This is a genomic window from Gilliamella sp. ESL0250, from assembly GCF_013345045.1.
Lineage (GTDB): Bacteria > Pseudomonadota > Gammaproteobacteria > Enterobacterales > Orbaceae > Gilliamella > Gilliamella apicola_H.
Genome location: NZ_JAAEDV010000019.1, coordinates 1 through 17,733 on the forward strand (window position 1 = coordinate 1; position 17,733 = coordinate 17,733).

Below are 17,733 nucleotides of genomic sequence, written 5' to 3' on the forward strand. Positions count from 1 at the left end.
CACCGAATACGGTAAAACACAACTCAATCTAGGGCATTTAGTTGATAATAAAAAAATCAAGCGAGGTGAAGGCTTTGAACTGCGCACCGATGAGTGGGGGGCAATACGAGCGGGTAAAGGGGTTTATGTTACCACCACAGCGCAAGAAAAAGCTGCCGGCCAACAGCTTGAAATGCAAGATTCAATAAAACAAATCGAAAAATCTTTAAATATTTCTTATACGCTAATTGAGTGTGGAAAATCAAGCGGTGCCGAACCTGCCGAAATCAGCCAACAACAAGCATTGCAATCAGCAACCAATCAATTACAGCAACCAACGGTTGTTATTCATGGTGATCAAGGCATAGCGCAAACTTCATCAAAAAGCATCCAAAGTTCAGCCAGTGAAAATATTATTGTTACTGCCGGTAAAAACGCTAGCGTTAATATTTTCAAAAAGCTGTCAATGGCAGCCGGTGAAATGGTCTCTATTTTTGCGCACAAATTGGGGATTAAGCTGATTGCCGCATCGGGCAGGGTTGAAATTCAAGCGCAGTCAGATGAATTAGAACTTACTGCAGAAAAAAATATGTTTATAACCAGTAGTGGCGGTAAAGTAACAATCAACGCTCAACAAGAGTTATTGCTACTTAGTGGTGGCGCTGGCATTCGTATTAAAAATGGCACGATAGAGTTAATTGCGCCAACTAGCATCTTACAAAAAACAGCTTTACTTTCTTATTCTGGTGCCGAAAGTATTAAAGAAGTGACCCCTTCATTTAATAAAGGCGACTTTTCACGTAAGTTTAAATTACATTTCAATGGTTCATCATCGCAAGTATTAAAAAACCATCCTTATCGAATTCATTTTAGCGATGGTAGCACACAAGACGGGATGACTGATGAAAATGGTGAAACACAAATGTTACCAATGACAGAATTAGAACAACTGAAAATAGAAATATTAACCAAGGATTAACCGATGTCTAATACACATACTTCAGATGATAGTATCACCGAGGTTGACGGTGTGATTGGTTTACCCGCAAACTCTACTGATGCCATGCTAACCCAAAATGTTTGCGTGCCTGCGCCATTGCCATGTATTGTGATTTTGATTCATGGCGTGAATGATATTGGCGAAGCGTTTGAAAATCAGGATCAGGCAATTTGTAATGGATTGAATAGACGATTAGGTCGAACGGATTTAATCGCTAATGAATGGCATACCATTCAAACTGATGCTGATAATTTTGCACCAAGAGTAGCGATAAAAAAAAGCAACTATTCGCCAATTGTCCCTTTCTTTTGGGGGTATCGACCTGTTGATAAAGAAAAATATCATGAAGAGCAACTTGCTTATGAAAAACGGCTTAAAGATGCCTCGATCACCGATCCTGAATTACCGTATGATAGTTATTGGATAGACAAGGATTTTCAGCTTGATACTGGCACAGTTGCATTTAATAAACTCAATTGTGATAAGTTTAATAACTGGATTGATTATGGTTATCATCGCAATGGGGGGCCGTTTGCCAATGCAACAACTTGCATACCAGATATGTATGGCTCTGGAATGGCAGGTATACTTGCCGAAGGCGGAAAAATGGCTACCCCACCTGGCTCAAAAAGCTACAATAACCCTCACCGCATCTATTTTGCTTTTGCGGCACACCGCTTAGCCAATTTAATCGAGAAAATTAGAGAGGATACCAAAGAACAAGATATCCCTATTAATATTGTGGCACATAGCCAAGGCACAATTATTACCATGTTAGCTACCTTTCTATTAGCTAAGAAAAACGTATTGCCGGCCGATTGTGTAATATTAGCCCACTCACCCTATGCCTTTGAACCAGCAATAGCTGAAGTCTTATCTAAAGATCTACTAATGGGAGTACAAAGTAAAGAGGGGCGTGAAGAAACTTTTATTAATTTTGTTAATGTTATAAAAGAATCGCAAGGATTAAGAAATAAAGAGTTTAAAACAGAAATATTAAAGGAAAACGGGGTAATTAGTACCGCGGTAAACCCTGACGAAAAGTATGTGCAAGCAGATGATACCGTAAAACAGTATGATCGCCTTGGGAAAGATGAACAACTGTTTTATCGAAATAACTTTGGCAAGGTATATAACTATTTTAGTCCTAATGATCGCGTTGTTTCATTGTGGAATGTGCAAGGTATGGGTTGGCAAGGTATTCCTGACCATATTATCCATGCATGCCAAGACAATTTAAAACAGCGTATTTTTGCTCAGCATGTGATTGTGGGGAATGACACGCAAAATAAAAAATTTAATATTCCATTGATTAAATTCGAATTAACACAACAACAGTACCCCGACTATATTAGTATGGAGGATTATAATCAGCGTGTAACCTTTATTAATTTTCGAGGTAAAAAAGTGCCTAACTCGGTAGTATTACTGCCCGAGCAGCTTGAAAAATTAAAACAAGAGCCTTTATTTAAAGAAGTAAAAGGCACATTAGAACATGGTAATTACTATGATTCTGGTCGAAAAGTTGCTATTTTTTATAAACCGTCGTTGGCAGAAACACAAAAAGATCACCCAGAATGGATTTATAAAAAAACAACATCCAAACAAGTAGAATCAATTTGTCTTGATAAAGAGCAAAAATCATCAAATGGGAAAAGTTCAGGAATAATATTAAGAAAAAACGTACCCGACTCGCTTTTAGTGGCAATTAAACAATGTAAACAATATCAGACAGGTGATGTACAGACCGCGCCTTTTTGGTCGACAGAACGGATCATTAATGGTGAAGAAGTTCCCGAAACCATGATCTATACTGTTGATGACCCAACCGGTAAAACTAAACTGAGTCGAACGGTACATTATAATGATATCTACCATGTTAAGCCTGAACAGTTGGAGGAACTAAAACAACGTACTTATGAAACAAAAATACAGCGACCAAATTATATTCCGCCGATAACAAATCCTTATGACATTATTGGGCAACCGTTAATCACAGATGAAATTTTATTACAAAAACTCAATGATGATTTACAACTATCCGATAGGGGTATCAAAGGCTTTCGATATATAGGCAACAGCGATATGGGGAAAGATAAAGATGAAATCAAAGTCTATTATTATTTATCCCAACAACAGTTACAAAAGGCTATCGGTGATCTTGTTGATAGTGAAGCCGATGTCAGTTCCCATCACTCAGGTATTACTAATAGTAAAGAGGCACCGGCTAAAATTATGGCTTATGATTTAGCCATTGGTATAGTCAAAGATATTACCCCCAAAAAACAGCAAAAGCTTTATGAATGGCGAGCATTAGCCGATTGGCGTCATCCCGAAAATACAGATAAAGAAACGACACAATATGTTCGTTATGGTCTGTTGCCGCCAGACTTAAAAAAAGCGATGCATTATCCAGATAAGCATATGCCCATAGGTGATAATTTTGTTGAAAATAGTTTTTATCATGGCAGTATTCGACCTGATTATTCTCCGGTAGTTAGTATTTCTATTGAGGTAAATCGTGGTATAGAACTGTCTAAAGAAAAATATAAAAAATTAAGCAAAGCCGCACAATGGTTAATGCCCGAACCTGATTTAAAGGAGTGCTAAATGCTGGCAATATTCTATTTATTGGTGACGATTAGCCTATTTATATACAGTTTTAACAACCAAAATCGGTTATTACAGAGACTGAGTTACAGTGCTTTTTTAATCTGCTTTTTAGCAACAGTGCCTTTGCCGGGTAAAGATAGAACGGCTTTCGGGTCGCCAACACAAGTGGTATTTCGCTTTGATAAATACCGCACACTTCAGCTTACAGGTTCAAGGTGTCAGGGGCGGTTATATTATATTGATGAGCAAAAGCAAATCTATTCAGAATTAGCACTCCATTCTGCACGGGTAATCACTGAGCCCTTTGCCCATATGGCTGAAGATTATATTTTTATTCCCGATGAACAATATTCCTCAATAGATTATTCCCGAGATGGTGGACGAACATTTACAACGACACATATCAAAGTTGATTATAATCCAAATTATTATCGTCCTGAACCGGAAACAATTGAAAAAATAATGGTAGTGAATAATCAAATGTTTTTGCTGGATAAAAATAAAGGGATCTATCTCTCGCCTAAACCATTTGGTACCAGTATTGGTTATGATTTATTGTCAAAATATATATTGGCTTCATTCGAGGGATATGCGCGTTATATGGGCGCACGTTGGGATAATCCACCACAAGCTATGCCAAGTATGCCAGCTAGTTATCAAGGTTGGGACAGTTGGCAATGCGATCTCAATTTAAAACAAGAGATGATTATCCATAATCGCTACACACCTTTTCATCATTTACAAAAAAGGTTACGCAGTTTAATGGGATTAAGTTTTAATGAGGCAGAGCATGACGTATAAATTGAAGGCTTATTTTATCTATTTGGTTTTAATACCCGTACTGATTTGGATTGGTATTTATCTTATTGGCTTTGCTTTACCAGAAGATATTGAAAAAAAAGGGTTAGATATACCCATGCCAGAGCCAAGGGCAGGTTATGAAATTATCTTTCCTTATACCTTTAATACCCATAGCACAATTAGTCATTACCATGTGGCAACCTTTTATTATTTAAGTGAAAAACGGCAAGTGATATACCGTTATGATGAAAATCGCTATTTAGAGCTGCAAGGCGAAAATTGTGAAGGGTTGATTTGGTATCATGATAAGGCAAATAATATTCATACCCGAATCAATACGCCATTTTTTACCTACGATAAACTTCCCAAATTTAACTATTATAATCCCGGTAAAGACTATATTGCCATCCCCGCGAATGATATGTCGTTTGTGATGTTTTCGTTAGATAAAGGTAAAACATTTATTCAAGCTGAAGTGACCAGTTATGCTGCCGTGGCACCAGAGCTAGTGGAACGTTTTATTGGGATAGATGATAGCTCATTAGAGTTAACGTTCACAGATATACGGCCAGAAAACTCAAGCGGATTTACCAATACAATTACTGTTTCAGGCAATACCGGTTACTTTATTTTAAATAATGGCAATGTACTCTTTGGTGAAACGGTTTTTTATGATAATGGAATATCGTTGATTGATAAAAAACCTCGCAATCATCATAAGCAAAAATTTCATTCATTGTTTGGTATAGATCCTAGTTTTTTACTTAAAAAAGATCCTGATATGAGCGGAGTACAATTCGGTAAGTATTGGGAAATTTATTATCAACCGGTTTATTTGGAACGTATTAAATCCGCTAGAAATATCAAACCCGAACCTTACCAAGGTTGGAACAAAATACGTTGTGAGGTTGGGGCGGAAAGGTAATGATGCTAGCAATATTTAAAAACGTAAAAGGCACATTAGAGCATGGTAATTACTATGATTCGGGTCGAAAAGTTGCCATTTTTTATAAACCGTCGTTGGCAGAAACACAAAAAGATCACCCAGAATGGATTTATAAAAAAACAACATCCAAACAAGTAGAATCAATTTGTCTTGATAAAGAGCAAAAATCATCAAATGGGAAAAGTTCAGGAATAATATTAAGAAAAAACGTACCCGACTCGCTTTTAGTGGCAATTAAACAATGTAAACAATATCAGACAGGTGATGTACAGACCGCGCCTTTTTGGTCGACAGAACGGATCATTAATGGTGAAGAAGTTCCCGAAACCATGATCTATACTGTTGATGACCCAACCGGTAAAACTAAACTGAGTCGAACGGTACATTATAATGATATCTACCATGTTAAGCCTGAACAGTTGGAGGAACTAAAACAACGTACTTATGAAACAAAAATACAGCGACCAAATTATATTCCGCCAATAACAAATCCTTATGACATTATTGGGCAACCATTAATCACAGATGAAATTTTATTACAAAAACTCAATGATGATTTACAACTATCCGATAGGGGTATCAAAGGCTTTCGATATATAGGTAACAGCGATATGGGGAAAGATAAAGATGAAATCAAAGTCTATTATTATTTATCCCAACAACAGTTCCAAGAAGCTATCGGTGATCTTGTTGATAGTGAAGCCGATGTCAGTTCCCATCACTCAGGTATTACCAATAATAAAGAGGCACCGGCTAAAATTATGGCTTATGATTTAGCCATTGGTATAGTCAAAGATATTACCCCCAAAAAACAGCAAAAACTTTATGAATGGCGAGCATTAGCCGATTGGCGCCATCCCGAAAATATTGATGAAGATACGACACAATATGTTCGTTATGGTCTGTTGCCGCCAGACTTAAAAAAAGCGCTGCATTATCCAGATAAGCATATGCCCATAGGTGATAATTTTGTTGAAAATAGTTTTTATCATGGCAGTATTCGACCTGATTATTCTCCGGTAGTTAGTATTTCTAGTGAGGTAAATCGTGGTATAGAACTGTCTAAAGAAAAATATAAAAAATTAAGCAAAGCCGCACAATGGTTAATGCCCGAACCTGATTTAAAGGAGTGCTAAATGCTGGCAATATTCTATTTATTGGTGACGATTAGCCTATTTATATACAGTTTTAACAACCAAAATCGGTTATTACAGAGACTGAGTTACAGTGTTTTTTTAATCTGCTTTTTAGCAACAGTGCCTTTGCCGGGTAAAGATAGAATCGCTTTCGGATCGCCAACACAAGTGGTATTTCGCTTTGATAAATACCGCACACTTCAGCTTACAGGTTCAAGGTGTCAGGGGCGGTTATATTATATTGATGAGCAAAAGCAAATCTATTCAGAATTAGCACTCCATTCTGCACGGGTAATCACTGAGCCCTTTGCCCATATGGCTGAAGATTATATTTTTATTCCCGATGAACAATATTCCTCAATAGATTATTCCCGAGATGGTGGACGAACATTTACAACGACACATATCGAAATTGAATATAATGAAAACTATTATCGTCCTAAACCGGAAACAATTGAAAAAATAATGGTAGTGAATAATCAAATGTTTTTACTGGATAAAAATAAAGGGATCTATCACTCGCCTAAACCATTTGGTACCAGTATTGGTTATGATTTATTAGCAAAATATAATTTAGCTTTATTTGATGGGTATGCGCGTTATATGGGCGCGCGTTGGGATAATCCACCACAAGCTATGCCAAGTATGCCAGCTAGTTATCAAGGTTGGGATAGTTGGCAATGCGATCTCAATTTAAAACAAGAGATGATTATCCATAATCGCTACACACCTTTTCATCATTTACAAAAAAGGTTACGCAGTTTAATGGGATTAAGTTTTAATGAGGCAGAGCATGACGTATAAATTGAAGGCTTATTTTATCTATTTGGTTTTAATACCCGTACTGATTTGGATTGGTATTTATCTTATTGGCTTTGCTTTACCAGAAGATATTGAAAAAAAGGGGTTAGATATACCCATGCCAGAGCCAAGGGCAGGTTATGAAATTATCTTTCCTTATACCTTTAATACCCATAGCACAATTAGTCATTACCATGTGGCAACCTTTTATTATTTAAGTGAAAAACGGCAAGTGATATACCGTTATGATGAAAATCGCTATTTAGAGCTGCAAGGCGAAAATTGCGAAGGGTTGATTTGGTATCATGATAAGGCAAATAATATTCATACTCGAATCAATACGCCATTTTTTACCTACGATAAACTTCCCAAATTTAACTATTATAATCCCGGTAAAGACTATATTGCCATCCCCGCGAATGATATGTCATTTGTGATGTTTTCGTTAGATAAAGGTAAAACATTTATTCAAGCTGAAGTGACCAGTTATGCTGCCGTGGCACCAGAGCTAGTGGAACGTTTTATTGGGGTGGATGATAAACCATTAACTTCCACATTTACCGATTTTTCGCGTTCAAACACCTTTACTAATTCAATTACTGTTTCAGGCAATACCGGTTACTTTATTTTAAATAATGGCAATGTGCTCTTTGGTGAAACGGTTTTTTATGATAATGGAATATCGTTGATTGATAAAAAACCTCGCAATCATCATGAACAAATGTTTCATTCATTGTTTGGCATAGATCCTAGTTTTTTACTTAAAAAAGATCCTGATATGAAAGGAAAACAACGATTCGGTAAGTATTGGGAAATTTATTATCAACCGGTTTATTTGGAACGTATTAAATCCGCTAGAAATATCAAACCCGAACCTTACCAAGGTTGGAACAAAATACGTTGTGAGGTTGGGGCGGAAAGGTAATGATGCTAGCAAATTGTTATTTATTTTTGATTTTAAGCCTATTTATCTATAGCCACTAGAAACATATTACGATGGGCTTGTGTTACCAATGACAGAATTAGAACAACTGAAAATAGAAATATTAACCAAGGATTAACCGATGTCTAATACACATACTTCAGATGATAGTATCGCCGAGGTTGACGGTGTGATTGGTTTACCCGCAAACTCTACTGATGCCATGCTAACCCAAAATGTTTGCGTGCCTGCGCCATTGCCATGTATTGTGATTTTGATTCATGGCGTGAATGATGTTGGCGAAGCATTCCCAAATTTAGATAAAGGGATTTGTGAGGGATTAAATAAGCGTTTAGGGCGTTGTGATTTAAAGCCTAACAAGTGGCAATGGGCTAAAGTTGATGATGACGACTTTTCACCCAGAATGCAGATGTTAACTGAGTGGGAAGAAACAGCAAAAATTAATCCACCACTAAAACCTAAGGTAGAAAAACATAAAGGTAATTCGCCTGTTATTCCATTTTATTGGGGTTATAAACCGGTCGATGTTGATACTTACTATAGTGAACAAGAAGCCTATAAAGCCAGATTAGAAAAAGGTAAGCCAGATGAACTACCTTATGATGCCTATTGGATTGAACAAGAGACTAAAGAACTGGCTGAAATTTATGGTTTTTCAAAATTAAATCATGATCATTTTGGTAATTGGATCGATTACCATTTTACTCGCAATGGTGGTCCTTTTTCGGATGCAACCACCTGCATTCCCGATATGTATGGTCCAGGGTTTACCTCGTTTACTAATTTAGTTGCCCGATTGGGATCACAAAAAGGGGCTAAAGCTTATTACAATCCACATCGCATCTATATGGTGTTTGCCGCTCGTCGCTTAGCCAATTTAATTATTAAAATTAGAGAAGATAAAAAGTTGAAGGAAGCACCAATCAATATTGTGGCGCATAGTCAAGGGACAATTATTACCATGCTAGCTAATATGATGCTAGCTGAGGAAGGTTATTTACCGGCTGATTGTGTGATACTTGCACACTCACCGTATGCTTTTGATTACACTTTTTTAGAATCACAATCGAAAGAATCTGGCATGGGGGTGCAAACTAACAAAGCGCGTAAGCAAACCTTTATTAATTTTGTGCAAGCCATAAAAGATGGGCAAAAGTTAAGAATAAATAAATATGAAGATCCCGAAACGTTAATTGAAAAAGGGGTTGCTGCTAAAACTATTAAAGGCGGTATGCTCAATCCTTCAAAGCAGGATTATGATTTTACCAATCCGCTTTATTGTCGAAATAACTTTGGCAAAGTGTATAACTACTTTAGTCCCAATGATCAAGTGGTTTCATTGCGTAGTGTTGAGGGCATGGGCTGGCAAGGTATACCTAATCACGTATTTAATCAATGTGGTGACAATTTAAAGCAACGTGCATTTGGTCATCGTATGACTGTGGGTGAAGAGCCCGCTAAATTTATCTGTTTCAGACCAAAAGGAGCCTTTGAAATAGCCGTGCCTGAATACCTTGATAAAAAGGCGTTAAAGGATAGACAGATCGATATTATAAAAAAATATGATGCCGAACAAGAAAGCTTTTCTTTTATGTATAAAATGCATATTTATTTAACTAAAGATGAAATCGCGTTAGTCAATCAACATAACCCCATTGAGAATGGCAGCTTTGTTCACGGCTATTACGATAATATTAAAGATAAAATTATTATTTATTATAAAGTAGATGACAAAATTATTGCGCAATTGGAACAAGATAAGGAGCATGGTGTTTATTCGCCAACTGAAACGGGATCGGTTAGTAATGCGAGATATCAAGTTAGAGAAAAGTTGAATATTAATGGTGAACAAGTTCCTGAACCAATTATTTATACCGGATGTGGAAAAAGTGCGAAAACAAAATTAGCTAAAGCGATTTATTATAATGATCTGTTTTTAGATAAAAATAAATATGATGAACATGAAAGGTGGTATAAAGAATCTGACGAGTATAAACCTTATCCTAAATATGAATTTTATTATCCTTATCCAGATAGACCCAAAAAACGCATCGGTAGTTCTAATCATTCACTTGATAGTGTTTATTATTATCCATGGCCTCGAGACAGATTAAATGAGCATCCGGAATGGTTGCCAGGATTTGCCCATTTTCGTTTTACAGATGATCCGCATAAATTCGAGGTATGGTGTTTTCCGTCTGGTGAAGAACTGAAACAAAAGGTTTATGAATATGTCCAAAAACAGACAGAGCAAGCTGAAGACAGTTCCCATCATTCAGGTATTACCTTAAACGAGCAAGTCCCTTCTCATATAATGGCATTTGATCTTGCGTTGGGCGAAGTCAATATTTGCAGTAAACAAAACCGCCGAACGTGGCAACAATTAATTCACCTTGCCGATTGGCGATCACCAGAAAATGAAGACTCAGACACAATAAAGTATAAAAATGATGGTATTTTGCCAACCCCAATTAAGTCGATGATGCATCTATTACAGGGGAAAGTCCCAGACGGTGTAATAAATGAATTTAAGCAGGTTGAAACTATTTATCAAATGGCTTTGCTTGTTGGTGGTGGAAGTATTATAACGAAAGTAGCTGCTAAACAAGTCGTTAAACTAGCGGTCACAGTGGGTGGTAAAGTTTTTGGTTTCTATATTAATCCAGAACAACAATGGCCACTGCCAGTGCCTGATACAGAAAGGAGAAGTTAACCGATGATGTTAGCAATACTATCGACCCTTATTGGGGGAGCATTATTTATTATTATGCTAATTAAGCAATATCATGAGCGATGGCAAATGGTGAGTTATCTGTTCTTTATCTTGGGGATATTGGCACTTTCGCCAGTTAATAATATACGAAAGCCTACCATTGTTCCTCCTTCGCAAATTGTGTACCGTTTTGATGAAAACCGTTATATTTTATTGACAGGTTATCGATGTGAAGGGCAAGCTTATTTTATTGACGATAAAGAACAAGTTTATTTCAGCATAGCACCTCATTCTTGGCGTATTTACACTGAACCCTATCGACATCCAGCTAAAAATTATATTTCTATTCCTTATTCTGATCTTGCAGGCTTTGAAACCTCAATTGATGGGGGGCGTTCATTTAGAAGTACCCATTTAGGGGTTGGTCATTATTTAGGTAATCATGATTCACCGCAATACGATGTGGTTAATGATCAGGCTTTTATTTTAGGCAAAGATGGTCAGCTTTATGTATCAGAAGCGCCATTTGGCACCAAAGGTTGGAGTATGTTATCGAAAAAAAAACAGCTTGAACAAGAAGCTATTTTAGGCAGAAGCCAAATTATCCCCGAAAGTATTCCCCCAATTCCAAGTGACTATACCGGTTGGGATAAAATGCGCTGTGATTATAATGCCAAAGGAACTAAATTGCCCGATAACCATACTGTGTTAGAGGTCTATCAACACTTGTTAGGCACAGCGAAATAAGGAATTAAGGCATGAAACAGAAAATAACTAAATTGTTGATAATGTTATTTGTTGTACCCGTGGTTTTGGTTGTGATTTTATCGACTTTTGCTCCATTCCCCTCCACCGAGCCAATGCCACTTATGCGGCCTAAACCATTACCTAAAGAAGGCTATCAACTCTTTTATTATGTAACCAATAATGGATTTGTTGTTAAAAATTCCTTTTATTATGTCAGTAAAAAGCGGCAGGTGATTTATCGTTATGATGCCGATCGTTATTTAGAGCTACAAGGCGAAAATTGCAGTGGATTGATTTGGTATCATGATGATAAAAATAATATTCATACCTTAATTACCAAACGATTTTATACAGCTTATCATTTACCGAAATTTAACTACTATAACCCCGGCAAACAGTATATTGCCATTCCCACCAATGATCTGTCTGATTTTGTTTTTTCAGTCGATGGTGGCAGACATTTTATAAAAGCGATGGTGTCCCCAATGGCAGCTGTACCAGGAGAAGAGGTTGATTATTTTATTGGGGTGGATGATTCGCCTATTCAGGAATTTTATACTTGGCTTGGGAAAAAAAATACGCCGATTACTATTTCGGGTAATACCGGCTATTTTGTTTTAAAAAATCATGAGGTGATATTTGGCGCATCTTATGAATATGATGACTTTGATTATGAACATGGGTTAAGAAATTTTCAGATTTTTTACCCATCATCGGCGTTTTCTGATAAAAGAGTTAGAGATGGCTCTAGATTTGGTGCCTATGATAGCCTTATTGATAATAAAGAATATCAATTACGGGTAAATTCAATAAAAAATCTAAAACCCGAACCTTACCAAGGTTGGGACAAAATACGTTGTGAGGTTGGGGCGGAAAGGTAATGATGATGTTAGCAATACTATCGACCCTTATTGGGGGAGCGTTATTTATTATTCTGGTAATTAAGCAATATCGTGAGCGATGGCAAATGGTGAGTTATCTGTTCTTTATCTTGGGGATATTGGCACTTTCGCCAGTTAATAATATACGAAAGCCTACCATTGTTCCTCCTTCGCAAATTGTGTACCGTTTTGATGAAAACCGTTATATTTTATTGACAGGTTATCGATGTGAAGGGCAAGCTTATTTTATTGATGATAAAGAGCAAGTTTATTACCTTTTAGCCGCTCATTCTTGGGATCTATATACAGAGCCTTATCGGCATCCAGCAAAAAACTATCTTTCAATCCCATTGTCGGATGTGTCAGCAATATATACTTCCATTGATGGGGGGCGTTCATTTAGAAGTATCCATTTAGAGGTTGGACATTATTTAGGTAATCATGATTCACCGCAATACGATGTGGTGAATGATCAGGCTTTTATTTTAAGCAAAGATGGTCAGCTTTATGTATCAGAAGCGCCATTTGGCACCAAAGGTTGGTATATGTTATCGAAAAAAGAACAGCTTGAACAAGAAGCTATTTTAGGCAGAAGCCAAATTATCCCCGAAAGTATTCCCCCAATTCCAAGTGACTATACTGGTTGGGATAAAATGCGCTGTGATTATAATGCCAAAGGAACTCAATTGCCCGATAACCATACCGTGTTAGAGGTCTATCAACACTTGTTAGGCACAGCTAAATAAGGAATTAAGGCATGAAACAGAAAATAACAAAATTGTTGATAATGTTATTTGTTGTACCCGTGGTTTTGGTCGTGATTTTATCGACTTTTGCGCCATTCCCCTCCACCGAGCCAATGCCGCTTATGCGCCCTAAACCATTACCCAAAGAAGGCTATCAATTATTCCATAGTATTGCTAGAAATGGTGATGTGCTAGATTATTCCTTTTATTATGTCAGTAAAAAGCGGCAGGTGATTTATCGTTATGACACCGATCGTTATTTAGAGCTACAAGGCGAAAATTGCAGTGGATTGATTTGGTATCATGATGATAAAAATAATATTCATACCTTAATTACCGAACGATTTTATACAGCTTATCATTTACCGAAATTTAACTACTATAACCCCGGCAAACAGTATATTGCCATTCCCACCAATGATCTGTCTGATTTTGTTTTTTCAGTCGATGGTGGCAGACATTTTATAAAAGCGATGGTGTCCCCAATGGCAGCTGTACCAGGAGAAGAGGTTGATTATTTTATTGGGGTGGATGATTCGCCTATTCAGGAATTTTATACTTGGCTTGGGAAAAAAAATACGCCGATTACTATTTCGGGTAATACCGGCTATTTTGTTTTAAAAAATCATGAGGTGATATTTGGCGCATCTTATGAATATGATGACTTTGATTATGAAAATGGGTTAAGAAATTTTCAGATTTTTTACCCATCATCGGCGTTTTCTGATAAAAGAGTTAGAGATGGCTCTAGATTTGGTGCCTATGATAGCCTTATTGATAATAAAGAATATCAATTACGGGTAAATGCAATAAAAAATCTAAAACCCGAACCTTACCAAGGTTGGGACAAAATACGTTGTGAGGTTGGGGCGGAAAGGTAATGATGATGTTAGCAATACTATCGACCCTTATTGGGGGAGCGTTATTTATTATTATGCTAATTAAGCAATATCGTGAGCGATGGCAAATGGTGAGTTATCTGTTCTTTATCTTGGGGATATTGGCACTTTCGCCAGTTAATAATATACGAAAGCCTACCATTGTTCCCCCTTCGCAAATTGTATACCGTTTTGATGAAAATCGTTATATTTTATTGACAGGCTATCGATGTGAAGGACAAGCTTATTTTATTGATGATAAAGAACAAGTTTATTACCTTTTAGCTGCTCATTCTTGGCGTATTTACACTGAACCCTATCGGCATCCAGCAAAAAACTATCTTTCAATCCCATTGTCGGATGTGTCGGCAATATATACTTCCATTGATGGAGGGCGTTCATTTAGAAGTACCGATTTAGGGGTTGGGCATTATTTAGGTAATCATGATTCACCGCAATACGATGTGGTGAATGATCAGGCTTTTATTTTAAGCAAAGATGGTCAGCTTTATGTATCAGAAGCGCCATTTGGCACCAAAGGTTGGAGTATGTTATCGAAAAAAAAACAGCTTGAACAAGGAGCTATTTTAGGCAGAAGCCAAATTATCCCCGAAAGTATTCCCCCAATTCCAAGTGACTATACCGGTTGGGATAAAATGCGCTGTGATTATAATGCCAAAGGAACTCAATTGCCCGATAACCATACCGTGTTAGAGGTCTATCAACACTTGTTAGGCACAGCTAAATAAGGAATTAAGGCATGAAACAGAAAATAACTCAATTGTTGATAATGTTATTTGTTGTACCCGTAGTTTTGGTTGTGATTTTATCGACTTTTGCGCCATTCCCCTCCACCGAGCCAATGCCACTGATGCGCCCTAAACCATTACCGAAAGAAGGCTATCAATTATTCCATAGTATTGCCAGAAATGGTGATGTGCTAGATTATTCCTTTTATTATGTCAGTAAAAAGCGGCAGGTGATTTATCGTTATGACGCCGATCGTTATTTAGAGCTACAAGGCGAAAATTGCAGTGGATTGATTTGGTATCATGATGATAAAAATAATATTCATACCTTAATTACCGAACGATTTTATACAGCTTATCATTTACCGAAATTTAACTACTATAACCCCGGCAAACAGTATATTGCCATTCCCACCAATGATCTGTCTGATTTTGTTTTTTCAGTCGATGGTGGCAGACATTTTATAAAAGCGATGGTGTCCCCAATGGCAGCTGTACCAGGAGAAGAAGTTGATTACTTTATTGGGGTGGATGATTCGCCAATTGAGGATACTTATTATGAACCAGAAAAACCAAATACACCGATTACTATTTCGGGTAATACCGGCTATTTTGTTTTAAAAAATCATGAGGTGATATTTGGGGCTTCTTATAGATATAATCGAATTGATTATGAACATGGATTAAGCAACTATCAAATTTTTTACCCATCAGCGGCGTTTTCTGATAAAAGAGTTAGGGATGGTTCTAGGTTTGGTGCTTATAAAAAAATGCTCAATAATAAAGAATATCAATTACGGGTAAATTCAATAAAAAATCTAAAACCCGAACCTTACCAAGGTTGGGACAAAATACGTTGTGAGGTTGGGGCGGAAAGGTAAAAATATTTTAGACTAATTTTAGGAATGACTTTATGAAAGGTGTAATTCGATTAGGCGATCCGCATTCCCATGGAGGATGTGTGATAAGTGCATCTGGTGCTATTTTTGATGGTAAGCCAGTTGCATTAGTTGGCGATCAGGTATCGTGTCCGATAAAGGGACATGGTGTAAATAATATTGTTGACGGGCATCCGACTTGGAAAATGTATAATCGATCTGTTGCCATTAATGGTTGTAAAGCCGCTTGTGGCTGTGAGCTTATTTCAACATTATCTGTTGTAGGGAGTGAAGCATGAAATGGAGAGTACCTAACATACCAGAAAAAGCACTACCTAAGAATTTTTCTATCTGGATTTATTTATTGGTTTTTGTATTGAGCACCATTTTTTTTGAATTTATAGTGTTACTCATTAATGAAAATAGTGTGCTATCTAATTTATTGTTAGGGGGCTTTTATCTTGTTATCGTACCGCTATTTTTTAGTTTATCTATAACAGGGTTTATTTATAGTTATTACCATTCACAATTAATTAAAGCTCTATTTTTTAATTTAAATATTAAAAATAAACTAGCAAGATGGCAGATATGGGCAAGAAAATCAATTGGGTTAGTTGATTATTGTTATTTAACAGAAATCGATAATCTTGCTTTAAAAGTTATGGGGCTAGAAGGCAGTCAACCAATGAATCCCGATAAAGTAATGCCGATTTCAGTTATACATGAAATGAGTAGTTCACCACTATTTTATGTGTTTGAAAAAATTATTATGCCAATGAAAGCTAAAATTAATAGCTTGTCAAAAATCAAAGTGCTATTAAATATGACTCAAAGTTCAGATGCTGCGGTTATGATTTTAGCTAATTATTGTCGTTCAAATCATATTAATATTAACGAGTCTGATATTGTGTTATCCGATTGCATACCTTCGCCTGAAATCATCCATGAATGGATAGATACAAAATATGATGAATCTATTTTAATGATTAATTTAGTATACGATGTTAAGAACCAATTATCTTTTAGTGAATATTGCTGTGCATTATTATTTTCTAATGTTAAGAAAGCATTAAATCTTTCCAAATTAAGAGTGTTTCGACCTCTTAAAACCGAACTTACTGATTTAAGTGATGATATTGGTTATTTAATTAAAGCCGAGCAGGTTGAAAAGAAACGAGTTAATCAATTATGGACGACATCTTTATCTTCTTCTGCATTAAATATTTTAAAGGAGACATTTTTTGATATTAATGGCGAAATTATAATTGCGCCAAATAAAGTTTATCCATTAGATCTTAATTTAGGTAAATTAAGCGAAAGCCATGCATGGCTTGCATTAGCACTGGCTGCTGATGGGGTAAATCAAGGACAAAAGGGGCAAATGATTGCTGCGCAAGGAAGTAATGAAATTTATATTATGCAAGTATCTGATAGAACCGTCCAACGTATCGAAGAAAATGATGAATTATTGATTTTCCCAACGGCTTATTTTTTTAGTCTTGTTTTTTGCCTGTATTCTATTGTTGCTTTATTGGCTATTAATTATATTGAATTAAAGGAAATATTATCAATAATTGTTTTGAGTACTTTTTTATCGGTGATTGCAGTTTGTATTCCTCTTTATTTTAAAATACAGCGTTATCAAGAAGAGTTTGATAAAATTTGGTTTGAATCGTTTAGATGATTACTTAAAGGTCGTTTGTATGGGATAAGTGATGTGAGTTGCTGTGTGAATGGTATTCCACTTGGCACGGTAATTTGGATTTTGAAATTGGATAAGTGACGTTAGTTAGCCTCAGCTTTATAACGTCATTGTTGCGATACTCTAAAAAGGAAGTACCAACTATACATTTAACCCTCGTTGAACATTCATCGAGGGGGGTAAAAATAGATGTGGTGTGGTATCAAGTTTTTACTGAAAC

The 17,733-nt window shown here is 36.4% G+C and carries 16 protein-coding genes; all 16 read left to right on the forward strand.

Annotated elements, in window-relative coordinates:
• On the forward strand, positions 1 to 958 hold a 958-nt coding region (locus GYY69_RS12160; RefSeq protein WP_174797920.1), incomplete at its 5' end, for a DUF2345 domain-containing protein.
• A gap of 3 nt (positions 959 to 961) precedes the next feature.
• Positions 962 to 3,589 carry a T6SS effector phospholipase Tle3 domain-containing protein gene (locus tag GYY69_RS12165; RefSeq protein WP_174797921.1) on the forward strand — a complete coding sequence of 876 codons (2,628 nt, stop codon included), beginning with the start codon at positions 962 to 964 and terminating at the stop codon, positions 3,587 to 3,589.
• The gene (locus GYY69_RS12170; RefSeq protein WP_174797922.1) at positions 3,590 to 4,393 is read left to right on the forward strand and encodes a T6SS immunity protein Tli3 family protein; all 804 of its coding nucleotides are present in this window, start codon (positions 3,590 to 3,592) and stop codon (positions 4,391 to 4,393) included. It abuts the gene before it with no gap.
• Positions 4,383 to 5,318, forward strand: coding sequence for a T6SS immunity protein Tli3 family protein (locus tag GYY69_RS12175; RefSeq protein ID WP_174797923.1), 936 nt, complete (start codon positions 4,383 to 4,385; stop codon positions 5,316 to 5,318). Before GYY69_RS12170 ends, GYY69_RS12175 begins: the two co-directional genes overlap by 11 nt.
• The gene (locus tag GYY69_RS12180) at positions 5,318 to 6,475 is read left to right on the forward strand and encodes an effector protein Tle3 domain-containing protein (protein WP_174797924.1); all 1,158 of its coding nucleotides are present in this window, start codon (positions 5,318 to 5,320) and stop codon (positions 6,473 to 6,475) included. Before GYY69_RS12175 ends, GYY69_RS12180 begins: the two co-directional genes overlap by 1 nt.
• Complete coding sequence (locus GYY69_RS12185; RefSeq protein ID WP_174797925.1) at positions 6,476 to 7,279, forward strand: T6SS immunity protein Tli3 family protein; 804 nt, start codon at positions 6,476 to 6,478, stop codon at positions 7,277 to 7,279.
• The gene (locus GYY69_RS12190) at positions 7,269 to 8,201 is read left to right on the forward strand and encodes a T6SS immunity protein Tli3 family protein (RefSeq protein WP_174797926.1); all 933 of its coding nucleotides are present in this window, start codon (positions 7,269 to 7,271) and stop codon (positions 8,199 to 8,201) included. Before GYY69_RS12185 ends, GYY69_RS12190 begins: the two co-directional genes overlap by 11 nt.
• Positions 8,202 to 8,340: 139 nt before the next feature.
• The gene (locus tag GYY69_RS12195; protein WP_174797927.1) at positions 8,341 to 10,932 is read left to right on the forward strand and encodes a T6SS effector phospholipase Tle3 domain-containing protein; all 2,592 of its coding nucleotides are present in this window, start codon (positions 8,341 to 8,343) and stop codon (positions 10,930 to 10,932) included.
• Positions 10,933 to 10,935: 3 nt separating this feature from the next.
• Positions 10,936 to 11,679, forward strand: a complete 744-nt coding sequence (locus GYY69_RS12200) for a T6SS immunity protein Tli3 family protein (protein WP_174797928.1) — start codon at positions 10,936 to 10,938, stop codon at positions 11,677 to 11,679.
• 11 nt (positions 11,680 to 11,690) lie between these two features.
• Positions 11,691 to 12,560 (forward strand): T6SS immunity protein Tli3 family protein, encoded by an 870-nt coding sequence (locus GYY69_RS12205; protein WP_174797929.1) that lies wholly within the window; start codon positions 11,691 to 11,693, stop codon positions 12,558 to 12,560.
• A 5-nt stretch (positions 12,561 to 12,565) separates the two neighbouring features.
• On the forward strand, positions 12,566 to 13,306 hold the full coding sequence (locus GYY69_RS12210; RefSeq protein WP_174797930.1) for a T6SS immunity protein Tli3 family protein: 741 nt from the start codon (positions 12,566 to 12,568) through the stop codon (positions 13,304 to 13,306).
• Between the two features lie 11 nt (positions 13,307 to 13,317).
• The gene (locus tag GYY69_RS12215; protein ID WP_174797931.1) at positions 13,318 to 14,187 is read left to right on the forward strand and encodes a T6SS immunity protein Tli3 family protein; all 870 of its coding nucleotides are present in this window, start codon (positions 13,318 to 13,320) and stop codon (positions 14,185 to 14,187) included.
• Between the two features lie 5 nt (positions 14,188 to 14,192).
• A complete protein-coding gene (locus GYY69_RS12220; protein ID WP_174797932.1) occupies positions 14,193 to 14,933 on the forward strand; it encodes a T6SS immunity protein Tli3 family protein in 741 nt (246 codons plus the stop codon).
• A gap of 11 nt (positions 14,934 to 14,944) precedes the next feature.
• Entirely contained in the window at positions 14,945 to 15,814 is an 870-nt protein-coding gene (locus GYY69_RS12225; RefSeq protein ID WP_174797933.1) for a T6SS immunity protein Tli3 family protein, read from the forward strand.
• Between the two features lie 32 nt (positions 15,815 to 15,846).
• Positions 15,847 to 16,110, forward strand: coding sequence for a PAAR domain-containing protein (locus GYY69_RS12230; protein WP_065638604.1), 264 nt, complete (start codon positions 15,847 to 15,849; stop codon positions 16,108 to 16,110).
• Positions 16,107 to 17,495 (forward strand): hypothetical protein, encoded by a 1,389-nt coding sequence (locus tag GYY69_RS12235; protein WP_174797934.1) that lies wholly within the window; start codon positions 16,107 to 16,109, stop codon positions 17,493 to 17,495. Before GYY69_RS12230 ends, GYY69_RS12235 begins: the two co-directional genes overlap by 4 nt.
• Positions 17,496 to 17,733 lie beyond the last annotated feature (238 nt).